An 18,481-nucleotide genomic window follows, 5' to 3' on the forward strand; every position below is an offset into this window, starting at 1 on the left:
GGCTGTCCGCGAGCGTCATCTCGGCGGGACGGGGCGTGGTGCTGCTCGACGGCGTCATGGTCGACAAGCCGGTCGTGGACCGCGCCCGCCGGGTCCTCGCCCGCCGAGATGACGCTCGCGGACAGCCGAGATGACGCTCGCGGACAGCCGAGATGACGCTCGCGGCGCCTCGAGGTGACGGTTGCGGACACCGTCGTGTCCCGGACGCGACACGACCCGCCGCGAGGAGCTTCGCGACGGGTCGTGAGGCGGCGTCCGGGGGACGCCGGGGTGCGGTGCGGGTCAGGCAGCCTGGACGATCGTGGCGTGCGAGGCCATCTCGACGTGGCCGGCCGGGACCCAGTGCGCGACGGGGCGGGTACGTCCGGACGCATCGGTCTCCAGCGTCCAGCGCATCGTCAACGCCGCGTTCTCGGTGGTTTGGTACATGGGACACCTCCTGTTCACCTTCTGTTCACCTAAGGTAGCACGGGCGTCCACCGGACGGGGGCGATCGGCCGGCCCGGCCGGGTGAGGGGACCCGACCGGGCTAGGGCCGGCGACCAGGACGCGGGGACGAGAGCCCGGCCCGCTCGCGCACCAGCGCGGCGAGGACGCGGGGCTCGTCGGCGGCCAGCACCACGCGGGTGACCCCCTGGCGGGCGCCACCGACGACGACGTCGAGCGGCGTCCGCAGGTCGACGTGGAGGGTCGTGACCTTGCCGACCGGCACGATCAGCTCGGCTCGCGCCGGGTCGTCGCCGAGCTGCACCCGCCGTCCCGACTCGTGCGAGCGCTCCCGCACCCCCACGCCCACGACCAGGTCCCACGGCACCACGGCCGCGGCGCTCCGTTCGGCGTTGCGCACGACGAGGCCGGCGTCGGTCACCAGGTGCGGATAGACGTAGTGGCAGCCCGTCATCCCCAGGCACCACAGCACGCCCCAGATGCCGAGCGCGTCGGCGGCCAGGCGCACGCCCTCCCACGGGATGATCAGGTGCAGTGCGACCAGCTCCACCGCCGAGACCGCGGTGAAGGCCCACATCGCCAGCGCCACGGTCCCGGAGTACGCCACCGACCCGGCGCCGTCGGGCACCTGCGCGCGGCGCGTGAGGAGGCGGACGGCCCCGCAGTACATGCGCCACTCGGTGACCAGGGCCAGCCGGGCCAGCGTCCGGGCCCGGAGGAGGAGCCGCCGCGCACCGCTCACGACCCCTCCTCCGCCACGAGCACCTGCAACCGCGCCGCGACGTCGGCGAGTGCGGCGTGCGTCGCGGCGTACGCCCCGTCGTCGAGGTCGCCGAAGAGCTGGTCGGCCAGGCGCTCGTGACCGGCGACCAGGGCGGCGACCAGGTCGGCGCCGGCCGGGGTGGGGGTCACGTGCACCGCTCGCCGGTCGGTCGGGTGCGGTCGTCGTTCGACCAGACCTGATCCGACCAGGGCGTCGACGACGCTGGTGACGGAGCGCGGCGCGAGCCCGGTCTCGACGGCGAGCTGCTGCTGCGTCGCCGGACCGGTGGTGCCGACCAGCCAGAGCACGTGGCTGCGGGTCTCGGTCAACCCCATCGCGGCAAGGCCGCGCCGCATGTCCTCGCCGAGCAGCACGGTGATCAGCAGGACGAGGTCGAGGGCGGGGGTGCGGGCCATTCCATGAGGCTACCTCATCGTGAGTGTGACTCACGGATAGGTCACGACGTCACCTACGGTCCTCCCATGACCACCGAGGACGCCCTGGCCTGGGTCGAGCGCACGGTCGGGCCGGCCCGGGTCGTCGGGGAGCTCCTCGGCGGTTGGACGTCCACCATGCTCGCGCTCGAGACCGCCGCGGGCGAGGGCCTGGTGCTGCGGCTGATGACGCGCGAGCCGTGGCGCACCCACGGTGCGGCACTCACCACGCGGGAGAGCGAGGTGCAGCGGATGCTGGCCGACACCCCGGTGGCCGCGCCGCGCTCGGTCGCCCTCGACGCCGACGGCTCGTCCTGCGGGCACCCCGCCCACCTGATGACGCGGCTGCCCGGGTCCGTGCACACCGACCGGCCGTCGGCCGCGGACCTGCGGAGCATGGTCGCCGTGCTGGTGGGGATCCACGAGGTCGTGCCGACGATCGAGGTGCGGACGTACCAGTCCTGGGCCTTCGAGGCGAAGTACGTCGTGCCGCCGTGGTCGACCGACGACGGTCTGTGGGAGGCCGCGTTCGACCTGCTGCGGACGCCGCCTCCGGCGTACGAACCGACCTTCCTGCACCGTGACTTCCAGCCCCGCAACCTGCTGTGGTCGGGCGGTCGGGTCAGTGGCGTCGTCGACTGGGTGGAGACCTCGACCGGGCCGGCCTGGCTCGACGTCGCCCACGCCGCGAGCAACCTCGCGGTCGCGCACGACGCCGAGGTGGCCGAGACGTTCGCGCAGGAGTACGCGGGGCGCACCGGCCGCGAGCGGCAGCCGTACCTCGAGGTGATGGACCTCGTCGGCTTCCTCCCGCCGCCGGGAAGGCCCGGCTTCCTGACGCTGCCGCAGGAGCACGCGGGAGCGGAGGCGTGGCTGCGCCTGGCGCTGGGGAGGCTCTGAGGCCTGGCGCCCGGCCCGCGCGTGCGATATCCAGGAGGTCGGCAGCCGCCCACCGGCCGGACGAGGAGACCGCATGCCGCCCGAGACACCGTCCTTCGTCGACCGCGACCTGAGCGGCGCTCGCTTCGTCCGGGTCGACCTGTCCGGTGCGCGGATGCGCGCCGTCGACCTGCAGGGCGCCGACCTCGACGCCCCGTGGCTGGGCGAGGAGGGGGGCTCCCTGCTCGTCAACGGGGTCGACGTGGCGCCGCTGGTCGAGGTCGCGCTCAACGAGCGGTTCCCGGGTCGGGAGCTGCGGCGCGCCGCCGACCCCGAGGGGCTGCGTACGGCGTGGGCCGCCCTGGAGCGCGCCTGGCAGGCGACGCTCGTGCGCGCCGAGGCGATGGGGCCCGGTGCGGTCGACGTCCCCGTCGCCGGCGAGTGGTCCTTCGCCCAGACCCTGCGGCACCTCGTCATGGCGACCGACACCTGGCTGGGCCGCGCCGTGCTGCAGCTCGACGAGCCGTACGACCCGCGGGGCGTCCCGCACGCGGAGTACGCGACGGACGGGCACGACCCGGCGGTCTTCAGCGCGTCCGACCCGCCCTGGGACGAGGTGCTCGACCTGCGCGCGGGCCGGGTCGCGATGGTCCGAGACTTCTTGCGCGACGTCACACCGGCCGTGCTGGACGAGCCGCGCCGCAACCCGTGGGCGCCCGAGCACGCGGGGACCGTCCGCTCCTGCCTGCACGTGATCCTCAACGAGGAGTGGGAGCACCTCCGGTACGCCGTGCGCGACCTGGACGTGGTCGCGGCGGGAGGTCCGTCGTAGACGGACAGGGGGTGCGCGGGCTCACGCCCGGCACCATGATGTGACCGTGACCACGCTGCGCCGCCACCTCGCCGCCCTCCTCTGCACGGTCGTGGCCGCTGGCCTCGGCGCGGCAGTGCCCGCCACCGCCGCCGGCGCGGCGCCGTACGCCGGTCCCGTCCCCGCGGCGGACGTCTCGCCGCCGGGGGCCAACGACTTCGGCTGCCGGCCGGACCGCCGGCACCCGCAACCGGTCGTGCTGGTCAACGGCACGTTCGAGACGATGGAGAAGAACTGGGTGACGATGTCGCCGTACCTGGCCGACCGCGGCTACTGCGTCTTCGCCTTCAACTACGGCAACCGCGCGACCGGCCCGATCGGGAAGTCCGCCCGCGAGCTGAAGCGCTTCGTGCGCACCGTCCGGCAGGCCACGGACGCCCGCCGGGTGGACCTCGTCGGTCACAGCCAGGGCGGGATGATGCCGCGCTTCTACCTGAGGTTCCTCGACGGTGCCGCCAAGGTCGACGACCTCGTCGGCATCGCCCCGTCGAACCACGGGACCGAGATGGCGACCGAGGTCGAGGGGGACTCTCCCTGCCCCGCCTGCGAGCAGCAGGCCGCCGGCTCACGCTTCCTGACCCGGCTCAACCGCGGCGGCGACACCGTCCCGGGCCCGGACTACACCGTGATCTCCACGAAGCTCGACGAGGTCGTCACGCCGTACCAGTCCCAGTTCCTCGACGGTCCGCGCCGCCGGGTGACCAACACCCTGCTGCAGGACGTCTGCCCGACGGTCCTCATCGAGCACGACCAGGCGCCCAACGACCCGGTCACCCAGCAGATCGTGCTGGACGCGCTGCGCGCCGACGGCCCGGCCCGCGAGCGGTTCCAGCCGGAGTGCCTCCCGGTCTGAGTGGCGCTTCAGCAGTGCAGCGGATCGGTACCGGATACGCGTACCGATCCACTGCACTGTCGCCTCGTGCGCGTCATCCACAGGCCGGCCGAAGGCGCTGGTCACGGCGGTGTCTTCGCAGGAGGCTCGTGGGGTGGACCCGCCTCCCTACCCCGTTCGCGCGCTGCTGGTGCGCCAGGACGGTGTGGTCGCCCGCTGGCAGGCCCTCGGGTCGGGGCTCGAGAAGCGCGACGTACGTCGCATGCTCCACCGTCATGACTGGGTCTGCCTCCTGCCCGGGGTCTACGTCGACCACACCGGCACGCCGACCTGGCATCAGCGCGCCTGGGCCGCGGTGCTCGCGACCTGGCCCGCGGCGCTGCACGGCGAGTCGGCGCTGCGCGCGTACGACGGTCCCCTTCCCGGGCGGCGTCCGTCGGAAGCGACCGTCGTGCGCGTCGCGATCGACCGGACCCGGTCCCGGCCGGCACCCCTGCCCGGGGTCCAGGTGCACCAGGTGGCGCGGTTCGAGGAGTCGGTGCTGTGGAACCTGGGGCCACCGCGCCAGCGGTACGCCGACGCGGTGCTCGACGCGGCCCTGTCGGCAGGGTGCGAGCTGGACCGGGTCGCCGTGCTGGCCCGTGGCTGCGGGACGCGGGGGACCACGGCCCAGCAGCTGACGACCGCGCTGGCTCGCCGACCCCGGGCGCCACACCGCCGGTGGACCGAGCGGGTGCTGCGCGACCTCGCCGAAGGCACCTGCTCCGTCCTCGAGCACGGCTACCTGACCAGGGTCGAACGCCCGCACGGCCTGCCCCGCGCGGTCCGTCAGCAGCGAGAACGGTCCGTCAGCGGGATCGTCTACCGCGACGCGACCTACGCCACGGCCGTCGTCGAGCTCGACGGACGGCTGTTCCACGACGGACACGACGCGCGCGACCGGGACCTGGAGCGCGACCTCGACGTCGCCGCCTCCGGTCGGACGACGGTGCGCCTGGGCTGGGGCCAGGTCCTCGAGCGTCCCTGCACCACGGCGGTGAAGGTGGCGGCGTTCCTTCGACACCACGGGATCGCCGTCGAGGCCCGCCCGTGCGGCGACGGCTGCGCGGTGGGCGGCACGGTCGCTGCGTGACTGCAGCGGATCGGTGCCGGATACGCGTACCGATCCGCTGCTGTGGCCGGGATCCGAAGGTCCCGCACCACTCGCGTGACGCAGGTCGCACAGCTCCCCGAAAAGACGCCGGGGCCTCCGAGCGACTATCGTCGACGGGTGAGTGAGCAGAGCGCAGACGTCGCGGAGACCCAGACCACGACCTTCGCCGACCTCGGTCTCGGCGAGGCAACCCTCGCCGCGGTCGCCGATGTCGGCTACGAGATCCCGTCGACCATCCAGGCGCGCACCATCCCGCCGCTGCTCGAGGGGCGCGACCTCGTCGGGCTCGCGCAGACCGGCACGGGCAAGACGGCCGCCTTCGCGCTGCCGATCCTGGACCGCCTCGACGTCAAGCAGAAGACCCCCCAGGCGCTGGTCCTGGCCCCGACCCGCGAGCTCGCGATCCAGGTCTGCGAGGCGTTCGAGAAGTACGCCTCACGCCTCAAGGGCGTCCGCGTGCTGCCGGTCTACGGCGGTCAGGCGTACGGCGTGCAGCTCTCGGCGCTGCGCCGCGGCGTCCACGTGGTCGTCGGCACCCCCGGCCGGATCATGGACCACCTCCAGAAGGGCACGCTCGACCTCTCCGAGCTGCGGTTCCTGGTCCTCGACGAGGCCGACGAGATGCTCAACATGGGCTTCGCCGAGGACGTCGAGACGATCCTGGCCGACACCCCCGACACCAAGCAGGTCGCGCTGTTCTCCGCGACGATGCCGCGCCAGATCCGCACGCTGTCGAGCAAGTACCTCACCGACCCCGTCGAGATCACGGTCAAGAACAAGACGACCACCTCGGCGAACACCACCCAGCGCTACCTGATCTGCAGCTACCCGCAGAAGGTCGACGCCCTCACGCGCATCCTCGAGGTCGAGAACTTCGAGGGGATGATCGTCTTCGTCCGCACCAAGAACGAGACCGAGTCGCTGGCCGAGAAGCTGCGGGCCCGCGGCTTCTCCGCGATGGCCATCAACGGCGACGTCGCCCAGGTGCAGCGCGAGCGCACGGTCAACCAGCTGAAGTCGGGCAAGCTCGACATCCTGGTGGCCACCGACGTCGCCGCCCGCGGCCTCGACGTCGAGCGGATCAGCCACGTCGTCAACTACGACATCCCCACCGACACCGAGTCGTACGTCCACCGGATCGGCCGCACCGGCCGGGCCGGGCGCAGCGGCGTCGCGATCTCCTTCGTCACCCCGCGCGAGCGCTACCTGCTCAAGCACATCGAGAAGGCCACCCGCCAGCCGCTCACGCAGATGAGCCTGCCGTCGGTCGAGGACGTCAACACCACGCGCCTGAACCGCTTCGACGAGCAGATCACCGAGGCGCTGAGCTCCTCGGACCTGCCGTTCTTCCGCGACGTGGTCGCCCACTACGTCCGCAACCACGACGTGCCCGAGGCCGACGTGGCCGCCGCGCTGGCCATCGCCGCGCAGGGGGGCACGCCGCTGCTGCTCGACCCCGACGCCGTACGCCCGGCGCGCACCGAGCGCGAGCCGCGCACCGACCGTCCGGACCGTGGCGACCGCCCGGCCCGCAGCAACGACCGCGGCCCGCGCCGCGAGGGCGGTGCCGCGCTGGCGCAGTACCGGATCTCGGTCGGCAAGCGGCACAAGGTCGAGCCGCGCCAGATCGTGGGTGCGATCGCCAACGAGGGCGGCCTGCAGCGCAGCGACTTCGGCGCGATCTCGATCCGCCCCGAGTTCTCCCTGCTCGAGCTGCCGGCCGACCTGCCGCAGTCCACGCTCGACGCCCTCGCCGCCACGCGGATCAGCGGCAAGCTGATCGAGCTGCAGCGCGACAAGGGTCCGGCGATGAACCGTGGCGGTGGCGCGCCGGCCCGCGGCGGCAAGCCGCCGTACCGCGGCAACCGCGACTGACCCGCCCGGCCCTCCCGGTGACCGGGACGGCCCGGACATGACGAGACCCGCCACGCATCGCGTGGCGGGTCTCGTCGTACGAGGGGGTGCGAGTCAGGCGTTGCCGGCCTGCGACGCGGCCTCGGTCTCGCTGGTGGCGCCCTCGGTGGAGAGGTGACCGCCGGCGTTCTCGAGGTGCGCGCGCACGAACCAGTGGAACAGCTCGAGCTTGTCGACCTGGCCGATCAGCATGTCCTCGGTGACCGGGTCGAGGTCGCCCGCGGTCTCGATCGCCTCGCGGTGGCTGGTCAGCACGCCGTGGTAGACGACGTCGAGCGCGCCGAGGTGGGCCTGGGTGACGTCGCGGCGCAGGGAGTACTCGTCCCACTGGCGCTCGGAGACGATCGAGCCGGGGGTGCCCTTGGGCGAGCCGCCGAGGGTCGCGATGCGCTCGGCGAGGTCGTCGGCGTACCCGCGGACCTCCTCGACGTGCGGGTCGATCATCTCGTGGACGGCGATGAAGTGGGGGCCCACGACGTTCCAGTGCACGTGCTTCAGCGTGAGGTGCAGGTCGTTCATGGCGTGGAGACGGTCCTGGAGCAGGCCGACGAGCGTGCGCGCGTCGTCCTCGGACATGCCGGGGGTCGTGTAGTAGATCTTCTCGGTGCTCATGCTTCGACGGTAGCGGCGCCGCGAACGGCGGCAGGTCACCCCTGGGGACCTGCCCGCCGAGGGTGCGCGGGCGTGCCGACCAGCCCCCGGTCGGGGCCACGGCGGGGCCCGGATGGTCCACACTGGCGGCATGCCCGGTGCCGCCCTCGTCCGCCCCTCGCTCGCGGTGCTGGTCGCCCTGGCCCTGACCGGCTGCTCCGGCGGGGGGGACGACACCCCCGGCCCGCAGGAGCCGGCCCTGGCCCTGGCGGCCGCGCTCGACGGCGGGCTCCAGGACGGGGAGATGGACGGCCTGGCCTTCGTCGACTCGAGCGTCACCGACGTCGAGGCGGACTGGTCCGACACCACCGAAGGCCTCGGGGACCTGGTCCCGACCGTCGCGGTCTCGGGCGTCGCCGAGACCGAGGACGAGCCGGTCGAGGGCGTCGAGACCGCCGCGGCCACGTTGGACTGGTCCTGGGACGTCGCCGGCAAGCCGTGGACCTACACCACGACCGTCCCGATGCGGCTCCCCGAGACGGACGACGCGGGCTCCGGGACCTGGGAGCTGCAGTGGAGCCGGACCGTGGTCGAGCCCAGCCTGCGCGAGGCGACCACGCTCGCGCTGACCCCGGTCGCCGCCCGCCGCGGCGAGGTCCTGGGTGGTGACGGCGAGGCGCTGGTGACCGACCGGCTGGTGACCCGGGTGGGCATCGACCGGACGCAGGTCCCGGCCGCGCGGGCGGCGGCCTCGGCGCGTGCCCTGGCGGCGCTGGTCGACGTGGCGCCGGGGCCGTACGCCGAGCGGGTCGAGGAGGCCGGCGACGCCGCCTTCGTCGAGGCGCTCGTGCTGCGCACCGAGGACGTGCCGCCGCCCGTCGGTCCGGGGGTCGCCGAGATCGACGGAGCCCGGTTGATCTCCGACCGGCTGCCGCTGGCCCCCACCCGCGAGTTCGCCGCACCGATCCTCGGCACGGTCGGCGAGGTCACGGCCGAGATGGTCGAGGAGGACCCCGAGGCGTACGCCCCCGGCGACGTCGCCGGCCTGTCCGGGCTCCAGGCGCGCTACGACGACGTGCTCCGTGGCACCGACGGCGCCGTGCTGAGCGCGGTCGCCCCCGACGGGCGGGAGCGTCGCCTGGTGCGGGTGGCCGACCAGGACGGCGATCCGCTGCGGACCACGCTCGACGAGGACCTGCAGCTGCTGGCCGAGGAGGTGCTGGCCGACGTCGGTCCGGCCAGCGCGCTGGTCGCGCTGCGCCCGAGCGACGGCGCCGTGCTGGCCGCCGCGAGCGGGCCCGGCGCCGAGGGGCTGAACGTCGCCACCTACGGGCAGTACGCCCCCGGCTCCACGTTCAAGATCGTCAGCTCCCTGGCGCTGCTCCGCGGCGGCCTGACCCCCACCTCGACCGTGCCGTGCACGCCGACCGTGACCGTCGACGGCCGGGTCTTCGAGAACTACGACGACTACCCGGCCGGGTCCCTGGGCCGGGTGCCGCTGCGTACCGCGGTCGCGCAGTCGTGCAACACCGCGATGATCGCCGAGCGCGACCGGGCCGGCGCCGACGGCGTGGCCACCGCGGCCGCCGCCCTCGGGCTCGGGGTCGACCGCGACCTCGGCTTCCCGTCCTACTTCGGCCAGGTCGGCACGCCCGGGTCCGAGACCGGGCGCGCGGCGACGATGATCGGGCAGGGCGAGGTGCTGGCCTCGCCGATGGCGATGGCCGCCGTGGTCGGCTCGGTCCAGCAGGGCGCCCGCGTGACGCCGCGGCTGCTGCCGGACGTGGAGGTCGACACCGACGCCGGCGACGAGCAGCCGCTGACCTCGACCGAGGCCGAGCAGCTGCGCGGCATGCTCCGCGCGGTGGTCACCGAGGGGAGCGGCTCGTCGCTGGCCGACCTGTCGGGACCGCCGGTGATCGCCAAGACGGGCACGGCGGAGTTCGAGGACGGCGGCGAGCTGCGTACCCGCGCCTGGATGGTGGCGGCGCAGGGCGACCTGGCCGTGGCGGTCCTGGTGGCCGAGGGGAGCAGCGGGTCGGGCACGGCCGGACCGTTGCTCGAAGCGTTCCTGCGCACCGCCGGCTGAGACACGACGCCGGCCGGGACGTTCGGGCCGAAATGAGAGGAAGCCCCTCGCCGCATGGGGTCAGCGAGGGGCTCCCGGTCGTCTCCAGATGCTCCCTCCGAAGCCGACGGCGGCAACTATACGCGTCCGGCGTGCGCGCGCAAGGCCGTCCTGGCTCACCCGCCGGGCCGGTCCGGCCGGCAGGACCGCGTGCCACAGTGGCGTCCATGAGCCACCTCGACGCCCTGCAGCTGCTCCCCACCGACCACCGCGCGCTCCTCGTCGGCGGGCAGTGGCGGCCCTCGTCCGACGGGGCCCGGTTCGAGGTGACCGACCCGGCCGACGGGTCGGTGGTCTGCGAGGTGGCCGACGGCACCGCCGAGGACGCCACCGCCGCCCTGGACGCCGCGGTCGCCGCCCAGCCCGGCTGGGCGGCCACGCCCCCGCGCGAGCGGGGCGAGGTGCTGCGGCGCGCCTTCGAGCTGCTGGTCGAGCGCGCCGACGAGGTCGCGGCGCTGATGAGCCTCGAGATGGGCAAGCCGCTCGCCGAGGCGCGCGGCGAGGTGGCCTACGGCGCCGAGTTCTTCCGCTGGTTCGCCGAGGAGGCGGTGCGCATCCACGGGCTGTGGATGCAGGCCCCCGCCGGCGGCAGCCGGATCCTGACGATGAAGAAGCCGGTCGGGCCCTGCCTGTTCATCACGCCCTGGAACTTCCCGCTGGCCATGGGCACCCGCAAGATCGCCCCGGCCGTCGCGGCCGGCTGCACGATGGTGCTCAAGCCGGCCTCGCAGACGCCGCTGACGATGCTGGTCCTCGCCGGGATCCTGGCAGAGGCCGGGCTGCCCGACGGCGTGCTCAACGTCGTGCCCACCACCCGCGACGCCGACCTCTCCACGACGCTGCAGGCCGACGACCGCCTGCGCAAGGTCAGCTTCACCGGTTCCACCGCGGTCGGCCGGAAGCTCGTCGAGCAGTCCGCCCCCGGGCTGCAGCGGGTCAGCATGGAGCTCGGCGGCAACGCCCCCTTCCTGGTCTTCGAGGACGCCGACCTCGACGCCGCCGTCGACGGGGCGATGGTGGCCAAGATGCGCAACATGGGCGAGGCCTGCACCTCGGCCAACCGGTTCCTGGTCCACTCCGCGGTCGCGGAGCAGTTCGGGGCCCGCCTGGCCGAGCGGATGGGCGCACTGACCGTCGGTCGCGGGCAGGACGACGGCGTGGACGTCGGGCCGCTGATCGACGCGAAGGCCGTCGAGTCCGTCACCGGTCTCGTCGACGAGGCGGTCGCCGACGGCGCGCGCCTGCTGACCGGGGGCGCGGCCCGCGAGGGTGCCGGCCACTTCGTCGAGCCGACCGTGCTGGTCGACGTCGCGGCCTCGTCGCGGATCAACCGCGAGGAGATCTTCGGCCCGGTCGCGCCGATCACCACCTTCGAGACCGAGTCCGAGGCGGTGGCGCGCGCCAACGACACCGAGTACGGCCTGTCGTCCTACGTCTACACGCGCGACCTGGCCCGCAGCATCCGTGTCGCGGAGGGGCTCGCCTTCGGGATGGTCGGCCTCAACACCGGGCTGGTCTCCAACGCCGCGGCTCCCTTCGGCGGCATGAAGGCCTCCGGCTTCGGCCGCGAGGGCGGCTTCGAGGGGATCGAGGAGTACCTCGAGACCACCTACGTCGCGCTGCCCGTACCGGCCGCCGAGTGATCGTCGCCCCGGGCTGACGAGGGACGGTCGTGGAGGTCTTCGGTGACGTCGCCGCGGTCTGGCGCGACTTCGGCACCTACGAGGCGCGTGACGGGTGCTTCCACGACTGGGCCGTGCGGGTCGCCGACGACCCCGCGGTGCTGGCCTGGCTCGGCACGCTGGCCTCGGACCGCGAGCGCCAGCCCAACCTGGTGCTCGCGGCCGCCCGCTGGAACGGGGTCGCGGCACCCGGCCCGTACGCCGCCCTGCGCGCCGCCCTGCTCGACGACGACGCCGAGGTACGTCCGCGGGCCCGGTCCGCGCGACCGTCGCGGCCCGACGGACCCAGACCAACGAGGTCGGCCGCCTGGCGACCCTGACCCCGGTCCTCAGCCTCCTGGCGGCCCGCCACGACGAGCCGTTGGCCCTGCTGGAGATCGGCGCCAGCGCCGGGCTGTGCCTCCACCCGGACCGCTGGGACTACACCTGGCACCTGCCCACCGGTGAGATGTCGACCGACCACGGTGCTGCGGGCCGGTTGACCTGCGAGGTCACCGGTCCGGTGCCGGGTCCGGAGGTGTGGCCGGACGGACCTCTGCCGGTGGCGTGGCGTGGTGGGCTGGACCTCGCGCCGGTCGACGTCATCGACGACGACCAGGTCGCGTGGCTCGAGACGCTGGTCTGGCCCGAGCACGACGACCGGCGCGCCCGGCTGCGTACCGCGGTCGAGGTCGCCCGGACGGACCCGCCGGCGGTGGTCACCGCCGACCTGGCCGCACCGGCGGGGCTCGACCGCCTCGACGGACTGGTCGAGGAGGCCGGGCGGCACGGCCGGGTGGTGGTGATGCACAGCGCCGTCACCGCCTACCTGCCGGTCGCGGCCCGTCAGGTGCTCGAGCAGCGGCTGCGCGGCCTGGTGGCGGCCGGGCGCGCGCACTGGCTGTCGAACGAGGGCAAGCGGGTCCACCCCGCGGTGACCGCGACCGGCCCGTCGGTGCCCGACGACCTCGCGACCTTCGTCCTCGGCCTCGACGGGCAGGCGGTGGCCTGGACCCACGGGCACGGCCGCAGCATGCGCTGGGTCGCCCCGCGCTAGAGCGGGGGGTGGCCCAGCGCGTCGACCAGCGCGCGGCGGGAGGTGACGCCGAGCTTGCGGTAGACCCGGGAGAGGTGCCACTCGACCGCCTTGACCGAGATCCCCGCGGCGGCGGCGATCTCGCGGTTGGTGGCTCCCTGGGCGGCGGGCTCGACGACGCGCCGCTCCGAGGCGGTCAGCCGCTCGAGGTGCGGCCACGACGCCGTGGTCCCGGAGGCGTCCAGGAGCCGGCGCGCCCGGCCGAGCAGCGGCCAGAGGCCCTCGGTCAGGGCGTAGTGCTCGACCGAGGACAGCAGGCGTACGGCCTCCTGCTGCGCCGCCGGGTCGGCCGGCCCGCCGGAGCCGAGCAGCAGCAGGCCCGCCAGGTCGGTGTCGACCTGGGCGGCGAGCCGGAGCGCGACCACCCCGTCGAGGGCGCGGCGCGCCTGGAGCAGCCGGGCCTCCCGGCAGCCGGTGGTGTCGAGGACCGCGAGGACCCGCAGGGCCTGGGCGGCGTCGTGGGCCGAGCCGGACACGCGGGCGGCCGCGAGGTGCTCCTCGGCCAGCGCGACGGCCTCGTCGCGACGGCCCACCCGCGCCAGTGCGAACGCGGCGGCGACGCGCCAGCACGGACCCGTGGTCGCGCCCTCGACGTGCGCCTGGGCCCCGGCGGCGTGGAGCAGGTCGACCGCGGCGGCGGGGTCGCCCTGCGCCGCGGCCAGCTCGCCGGCCGCGTGCAGGTCGTGGGCGCACGCGACGACGGGCTGCCCGTCCCAGGCCTCCCCGGTCGCGGGGCGCAGGCTGACGCCGACCAGGACCTCGGCAGCGGCCGCCAGCTCCCCCTGGGCCAGCAGCGCGTCGACCAGGCCCTCCCGGGCCGGTGCCGCGACGGCCCGGTCCGTCGTGCCGACCAGGACCTCGAACGCGGCACGCGCGTCCCGGACGCGGCCGGCCCGCAGCGCGTCCTGCGCGAGCCGGAGCCGTACGTCCGGCGACGGCAGCGCCCGCGTCGGCGCGCAGCCGACGGCGATCACGGGGACGGCGGGATCGGAGACGAGCACTCCCGGACCCTAGGAGCACCGACGGTGCTCGCGAGGCAGGACGACGAATCCCGTCGACCCGGTTCAGTCCGGGGGTGCCCCTGTCTCGCGGCCGAGGTGGGCCAGCAGCCGCTCCGAGTCACCGGCCCCGGGCGGGACGTCCAGGCGGGGGCCGAACCTCCCCGCGCGGTCGTCGGCCGGGGCCAGTGCGTGGGCGGCACCGACCAGGCCCCGGGCCAGGGGGTCCGGCAGCCGGCGCAGACCCGGGGCGGGCGGGCGCCGTACGGAGCGCGCCACGTCGTTGCCGTGGACCGCGACCTCGAGCGCGGCCGCCAGGACCACCGTCGTCGCGGGCAGCGCGGCCCCACCGACCTCGACCACGGGGACGGGCCGGTCCCAGGCCTCCACCAGGTCCCGGGTCTTGGCGCGGAGGTCGTCGGCGGTGGCGACCGGGCGGACCAGGAGCGCCGGGCTGGCGGGGGACAGCCAGACCCGGCCGCCCGCGGCCTCGGTGAAGGCGTCGAGGGCGTCGTCGAGGTGCGCCAGCAGGTCGGCCAGGCACCAGTCGGCGCACGGCGTCGGGCGCGCGAGGTCGTCGAGGGTCACCGCGGCCAGCGCCGACCGGGTGTAGGTCACCGCTGCCGCGAGGAGCTCGACGCCCGCAGGCGTCGGGGTCATCAGACCGGGGCGTGGTCGGCCGGGAGGTGGTCGGGCAGGCCGAACCGGGCGAAGAGGCCGGGGTCGAAGAACGCGCCGACGTGGGCCACCCGGTCACCGTCGAGCGTCAGCACCTGCAGCTGGAACGGCGTGAAGCCACCGTCGGGGCCGCGCATGTAGAGGCCCAGAGCGGGCTGGCCGTTCGCGGTCGTGCGCAGCATCGGCATGTCCAGCGAGCCGCCCGGGCACTGGGTGTCGATCAGCTCGCCGATCGTCGTCGAGCCGCGGTACCAGCCGGTGAACGGCGGCATCTCCCACACGGCCTCGGCGGTGAGCAGCGAGACGATCCGGTCGATGTCCTTGCGCCAGAACGCCTCGACGTAGCGCGCCAGCAGCACCTCCTGCTCGGGGCTGAGGTCGTCGGCCACCGTGTCCTCGGTGAGGCCCCGCTCGGCCATCGTGGCGTGCGCGCGCTGCAGCGCGGAGTTGACCGCGGTGCTGGTCGTGTCCAGCGCCTCGGCGACCTCGGCGGCGCTCCAGCGCAGCACGTCGCGCAGGATCAGCACGGCACGCTGGCGTGCCGGGAGGTGCTGCAGTGCGGCGACGAAGGCGAGACGGATCGTGTCCCGCTCGGCCACGGTCACGGCGGCGTCGGGGATCGGCTCGAGCCAGGGGATCTCCGCGTCGGGCGCCAGCTCGTCGGCGGCCTGCGAGTCGGGCGCCCCGAGACCGGTCGGCAACGGCCGGCGCGGCCGGCCCTCGAGGTTGGTCAGGCAGACGTTGGTGGCGATCCGGTACAGCCAGGTCCGCACCGAGCTGCGTCCCTGGAACCCCGCCGAGGACCGCCAGGCCCGCAGCAGCGTCTCCTGCACCAGGTCCTCGGCCTCGTGCGCCGACCCGCTCATCCGGTAGCAGTGGGCGAGCAGCTCGCGGCCGTACCGCGCGGTGAGCGCGTCGAAGTCGTCGAGCTCGGTGCCGGTGGTGCTCCTGCCGGTCCCGGTCTCGGTCATCGGTGTCTCCTGGGTCAGGCTCATCGAGGGTGCCTCCGTGCTGGTCGTCAGTGTGCCTGTCCTGACCGACCGCGGTCGAGGCCCGGACTCATCGGAGCCCGGGCCACGACCTGGCAGCGCCTGGGTCAGCTGGAGGTGTTCGTCGACGGCGGCTTCCACTCGTACGGCTGCACGACGACGAACCCGTCGCCGTGGAAGGCGTACTGGAATGCCTCGCCGGAGCCGCCGCGGACCAGCGAGCTCATCTTCATGCTGTTGACGACCTGCGGCACGAGGTTGCTCGACCACGCCACGCAGGCCTGGACGTCGACGAAGGTCGGCTGCTGGCGGCAGTCGAGGAGGACCGGCTGCCCGACCGTGCAGAGCGCGACGGTGCCGTTCCCGCTCAGCGTCGTGTTGAAGAGCCCACCGGCCATGATCCCGGCGCCCTTCGTGCGGTTGATGTCCCACTGCAGGCCGGCGTCGAAGGCCAGCAGGTTGCGGCCGTTCACGCTCAGCGCGTCACCGGTCAGCTCGACCTGGAAGAGGTAGCCGGCCTCGTGGGCGAAGAAGACCTCGCCGCGGCCGCTGACCCGCATCAGCGGGTTGTCCTCGGCGGTGACCATCTTCTTCAGCAGCTTCATCGCGCTGCCGGCGCCCTCGTGGGTGAAGGAGATCTCGCCCTGGAAGGCGACCATCGAGCCCTTCACGGCCAGGACGTCCTCGCCCAGCGCGACCCGCAGCATCTGCGAGTTCTGCTGGGAGAAGCGCTCGGTGGCCTGGACCTCCTGGTGGCCCTGCTCGAACAGGCTGCTGCGCATGGGGTGGTCTCCTCGGGTGGGGGTCGCGGTCCCGCGAGGGTGCCACGCCACGGCGGCGTCCGGGGGACGCTCAGGCGAACGTCCAGACCATCAGCTCGGTCGACACCGCCGCGACGACGGTGGCGGCCGCCTGCGCCTCCGGGCCGTCGACGACGAGGGTGTCGCCCGCGGACAGCGGCTCGGCCAGGCTGAAGCGCAGCAGCGCCCCGGTGGTCACGAAGACGTGGCGCAGGCTGCCCGGCGGTGAGGTGTCCGGACCCAGCGCGAGCTCCTGGCCGGCCTGGAGACGGACGACCTGGAGCGCGGCTCCGGTGGTGCCGAGTCGCAGCGGGGCGTCCTCGCCGACGACAACCCCGGGACCGGCGGCGAGCAGCGCCGCCCGTCCGTCGAGGTGCACCGGGGCCGGGGTGGTCGCGGCGTACGACGGGGGCCGGCCGGGCTCGTCGGGCACGAGCCAGGTCTGGACGAACCGCGACGGGACGCCGGGCGCGGCCGTCTCGGCGTGCTCGACGCCGGACCCGGCCGACAGCAGGGCGAGCGACCCGGCGGCCAGGCGGCGGTCGGTGCCGAGGGAGTCGGAGTGGTCCACCGCGCCCTCGACGACCCACGTGAGGATCTCGAGGTCCTCGTGGTGGTGGGTCTCGAAGCCGCGCCCGGCCCCCAGGACGTGGTCGTCGTGGCAGACCATCGGCCCCAGCCGCAGCCGGTCGGGGTCGTAGTGCGGCCCGAACGAGAGCGCGTGCCGGGTCAGCCGCCCCGCGTCCCTGCTCGTGAAACGCGCCATTCCCCGTCGGATCTCCACCGTCACGGGCATCATTGTGCCCGTGTCCGCTGCAGGGTCCGGCCAGGTCACCCCGCCGGGCGCGGGGCTCCCCGTGCTGCCCCCGGGGTTCCGCTTCGGCGTGACCAGCTCGGCCTACCAGGTCGAGGGCGCGACCGGCGCCGACGGGCGGGGGCCGAGCGTGTGGGACACCTTCGCGCGGGTGCCGGGCGTCGTCGCGGACGGCACCACCGGGGACGTCGCCGCCGACCACTTCCACCGGTTCGAGGAGGACGCGGCGCTCCTCGGCCGGCTCGGCGTCGACGACTACCGCTTCTCGGTCTCCTGGACCCGGGTCCAGCCGGACGGACGCGGGCCGCTCGAGCCCCGCGGGCTGGACTTCTACGACCGCCTGGTCGACCGGGTGCTCGAGGCCGGCGTCTCGCCGGTCGCCGTCCTGCACCACCACGACCTGCCGCAGGGCCTCGAGGACGACGGCGGCTGGCTGAACCCGGAGACGGTGCACCGCTTCGCCGAGCACGCCTCCGTGGTCGCCGCACGTCTCGCGGACCGGGTCGCCGCCTGGATCCCGGTCTACGAGCCCGCCGTGATGGGCGTCCTGGGCTACGGCAACGGCGCCTACGCCCCCGGGCGGTCGCTCTACTTCGACGGGCTCTGGGCCGCGCACCACCTGCTGCTCGGTCACGGCCACGCCACCGTCGCGCTCCGGGCGGCCGGGGCCCGCGAGGTCGGCTGCGCCAACAACCACTCCCCGATGTGGCCGGCCAGCGAGGACGCCGCCGACGTGGGTGCGACCAAGCTGTTCGACTCCGTCTGGAACGGGCTCTACCTCGAGCCGATGCTGCTCGGGCGCTACCCCGCCGACCTGGCCCCGCTGATGGAGGACCTGGTCTCCCCGGGCGACCTGGCCATGATCCGTCAGCCGCTGGACTTCTACGGCGTGAACTACGACGGGCCGCTGCGCGTGGCCGCCGCCGCCGAGGACGCCCCCGCCCCCTGGCAGGTGCTCGAGCCGATGGGCCACCCGACCACCGACGACGGCCGGGCGGTCGTGCCGGACGCGCTGCGGGAGTGGCTCGTCATCCTCCGCGCCCGGTTCCGCGCGGCGCTGCCCCCGATCATGGTCACCGAGGTCGGCTGTGCGGTCGACGTCGAGCCGGACGCCGACGGGGTCGTGCACGACGAGGCCCGCGACGACTACCACCGCGCCCACCTCCAGGCCGTGGCCGAGGCCGTGCGCCGCGGGGTCGACGTCCGCGGCTACCACGCCCGCGGCCTGTTGGACGGCTTCGAGTGGACCGCCGGCCACGCCCACCGGTACGGCTTCGTCCACGTCGACCACGCGACCGGGGAGCGGACGCCCACGGTGTCCTTCGACCGGTACGCCGCGCTGATCGCGGCGCAGCCCCGGCACGCGGGATAGGACGGTCGGAAGTCCCCGGTCGGCCGGGGACTTCCGAACATGTCGGGCTTTGCAAAGGCCG

Annotated in this window: 19 protein-coding genes; 10 read left to right on the forward strand and 9 right to left on the reverse strand. The window is 74.5% G+C overall.

All coding sequences use genetic code 11. From position 1 onward, the window contains the following. Positions 1-282 precede the first annotated feature (282 nt). From GV155_RS00295 to GV155_RS00305, 3 genes are all read right to left on the reverse strand, one after another. Complete coding sequence (locus GV155_RS00295; RefSeq protein WP_160004173.1) at positions 283-429, reverse strand: hypothetical protein; 147 nt, start codon at positions 427-429, stop codon at positions 283-285. Between the two features lie 100 nt (positions 430-529). After that, positions 530-1,189, reverse strand: a complete 660-nt coding sequence (locus GV155_RS00300; protein ID WP_160004175.1) for a hypothetical protein — start codon at positions 1,187-1,189, stop codon at positions 530-532. Further along, positions 1,186-1,626, reverse strand: coding sequence for a MarR family winged helix-turn-helix transcriptional regulator (locus GV155_RS00305; RefSeq protein ID WP_160004177.1), 441 nt, complete (start codon positions 1,624-1,626; stop codon positions 1,186-1,188). The genes GV155_RS00300 and GV155_RS00305 overlap by 4 nt, the downstream gene beginning before the upstream one ends. 66 nt (positions 1,627-1,692) lie before the next feature. Between GV155_RS00305 and GV155_RS00310 the strand changes: the two genes are divergently transcribed. The 5 genes from GV155_RS00310 (at position 1,693) to GV155_RS00330 (ending at position 7,254) form a co-directional block, all read left to right on the forward strand. Next, complete coding sequence (locus GV155_RS00310) at positions 1,693-2,544, forward strand: phosphotransferase family protein (RefSeq protein ID WP_160004190.1); 852 nt, start codon at positions 1,693-1,695, stop codon at positions 2,542-2,544. A gap of 73 nt (positions 2,545-2,617) precedes the next feature. Next, positions 2,618-3,355: a DinB family protein gene (locus GV155_RS00315; RefSeq protein ID WP_160004192.1), complete on the forward strand. Its 738-nt coding sequence runs from the start codon at positions 2,618-2,620 to the stop codon at positions 3,353-3,355. 46 nt (positions 3,356-3,401) lie between these two features. After that, positions 3,402-4,247: an esterase/lipase family protein gene (locus GV155_RS00320; protein ID WP_236553749.1), complete on the forward strand. Its 846-nt coding sequence runs from the start codon at positions 3,402-3,404 to the stop codon at positions 4,245-4,247. A gap of 133 nt (positions 4,248-4,380) precedes the next feature. Then, complete coding sequence (locus tag GV155_RS00325; RefSeq protein ID WP_160004194.1) at positions 4,381-5,358, forward strand: hypothetical protein; 978 nt, start codon at positions 4,381-4,383, stop codon at positions 5,356-5,358. Between the two features lie 138 nt (positions 5,359-5,496). Beyond that, on the forward strand, positions 5,497-7,254 hold the full coding sequence (locus GV155_RS00330; RefSeq protein WP_160004196.1) for a DEAD/DEAH box helicase: 1,758 nt from the start codon (positions 5,497-5,499) through the stop codon (positions 7,252-7,254). A 93-nt stretch (positions 7,255-7,347) separates the two neighbouring features. Here the strand turns inward: GV155_RS00330 and GV155_RS00335 are convergent, their stop codons facing one another. Beyond that, positions 7,348-7,905, reverse strand: coding sequence for a Dps family protein (locus GV155_RS00335; RefSeq protein WP_160004198.1), 558 nt, complete (start codon positions 7,903-7,905; stop codon positions 7,348-7,350). A gap of 130 nt (positions 7,906-8,035) precedes the next feature. On the opposite strand from GV155_RS00335, the gene GV155_RS00340 reads away from it, so the two are divergent. From GV155_RS00340 to GV155_RS00350, 4 genes are all read left to right on the forward strand, one after another. After that, positions 8,036-9,973: a penicillin-binding transpeptidase domain-containing protein gene (locus GV155_RS00340; RefSeq protein ID WP_236553757.1), complete on the forward strand. Its 1,938-nt coding sequence runs from the start codon at positions 8,036-8,038 to the stop codon at positions 9,971-9,973. Positions 9,974-10,179: 206 nt separating this feature from the next. Further along, entirely contained in the window at positions 10,180-11,655 is a 1,476-nt protein-coding gene (locus GV155_RS00345; RefSeq protein ID WP_160004202.1) for an NAD-dependent succinate-semialdehyde dehydrogenase, read from the forward strand. Between the two features lie 29 nt (positions 11,656-11,684). Continuing rightward, complete coding sequence (locus tag GV155_RS20590) at positions 11,685-12,014, forward strand: hypothetical protein (RefSeq protein ID WP_236554522.1); 330 nt, start codon at positions 11,685-11,687, stop codon at positions 12,012-12,014. Next, a complete protein-coding gene (locus GV155_RS00350; protein WP_328820822.1) occupies positions 12,011-12,730 on the forward strand; it encodes a DUF2332 family protein in 720 nt (239 codons plus the stop codon). The genes GV155_RS20590 and GV155_RS00350 overlap by 4 nt, the downstream gene beginning before the upstream one ends. Here GV155_RS00350 and GV155_RS00355 read toward each other — a convergent pair. The 5 genes from GV155_RS00355 to GV155_RS00375 all read right to left on the reverse strand — a co-directional run bounded on the left by GV155_RS00355 (position 12,727) and on the right by GV155_RS00375 (position 17,024). Then, positions 12,727-13,770: a helix-turn-helix transcriptional regulator gene (locus tag GV155_RS00355; RefSeq protein WP_160004204.1), complete on the reverse strand. Its 1,044-nt coding sequence runs from the start codon at positions 13,768-13,770 to the stop codon at positions 12,727-12,729. The genes GV155_RS00350 and GV155_RS00355 overlap by 4 nt on opposite strands. A gap of 63 nt (positions 13,771-13,833) precedes the next feature. Next, a complete protein-coding gene (locus tag GV155_RS00360) occupies positions 13,834-14,427 on the reverse strand; it encodes a TIGR03086 family metal-binding protein (RefSeq protein WP_160004205.1) in 594 nt (197 codons plus the stop codon). Continuing rightward, on the reverse strand, positions 14,427-15,416 hold the full coding sequence (locus GV155_RS00365; protein ID WP_236553759.1) for a sigma-70 family RNA polymerase sigma factor: 990 nt from the start codon (positions 15,414-15,416) through the stop codon (positions 14,427-14,429). The genes GV155_RS00360 and GV155_RS00365 overlap by 1 nt, the downstream gene beginning before the upstream one ends. A 125-nt stretch (positions 15,417-15,541) precedes the next feature. Continuing rightward, positions 15,542-16,216, reverse strand: coding sequence for an AIM24 family protein (locus GV155_RS00370; RefSeq protein WP_160004209.1), 675 nt, complete (start codon positions 16,214-16,216; stop codon positions 15,542-15,544). A 70-nt stretch (positions 16,217-16,286) separates the two neighbouring features. Then, on the reverse strand, positions 16,287-17,024 hold the full coding sequence (locus GV155_RS00375) for a pirin family protein (protein WP_160004211.1): 738 nt from the start codon (positions 17,022-17,024) through the stop codon (positions 16,287-16,289). 16 nt (positions 17,025-17,040) lie between these two features. Here GV155_RS00375 and GV155_RS00380 point away from each other — a divergent pair, with 16 nt between their 5' ends. Further along, positions 17,041-18,420 carry a glycoside hydrolase family 1 protein gene (locus tag GV155_RS00380; RefSeq protein WP_236553763.1) on the forward strand — a complete coding sequence of 460 codons (1,380 nt, stop codon included), beginning with the start codon at positions 17,041-17,043 and terminating at the stop codon, positions 18,418-18,420. Positions 18,421-18,481: the final 61 nt, after the last annotated feature.

Origin of the sequence: Nocardioides sp. AX2bis, from assembly GCF_902506435.1 — a bacterium.
GTDB lineage: Bacteria > Actinomycetota > Actinomycetes > Propionibacteriales > Nocardioidaceae > Nocardioides.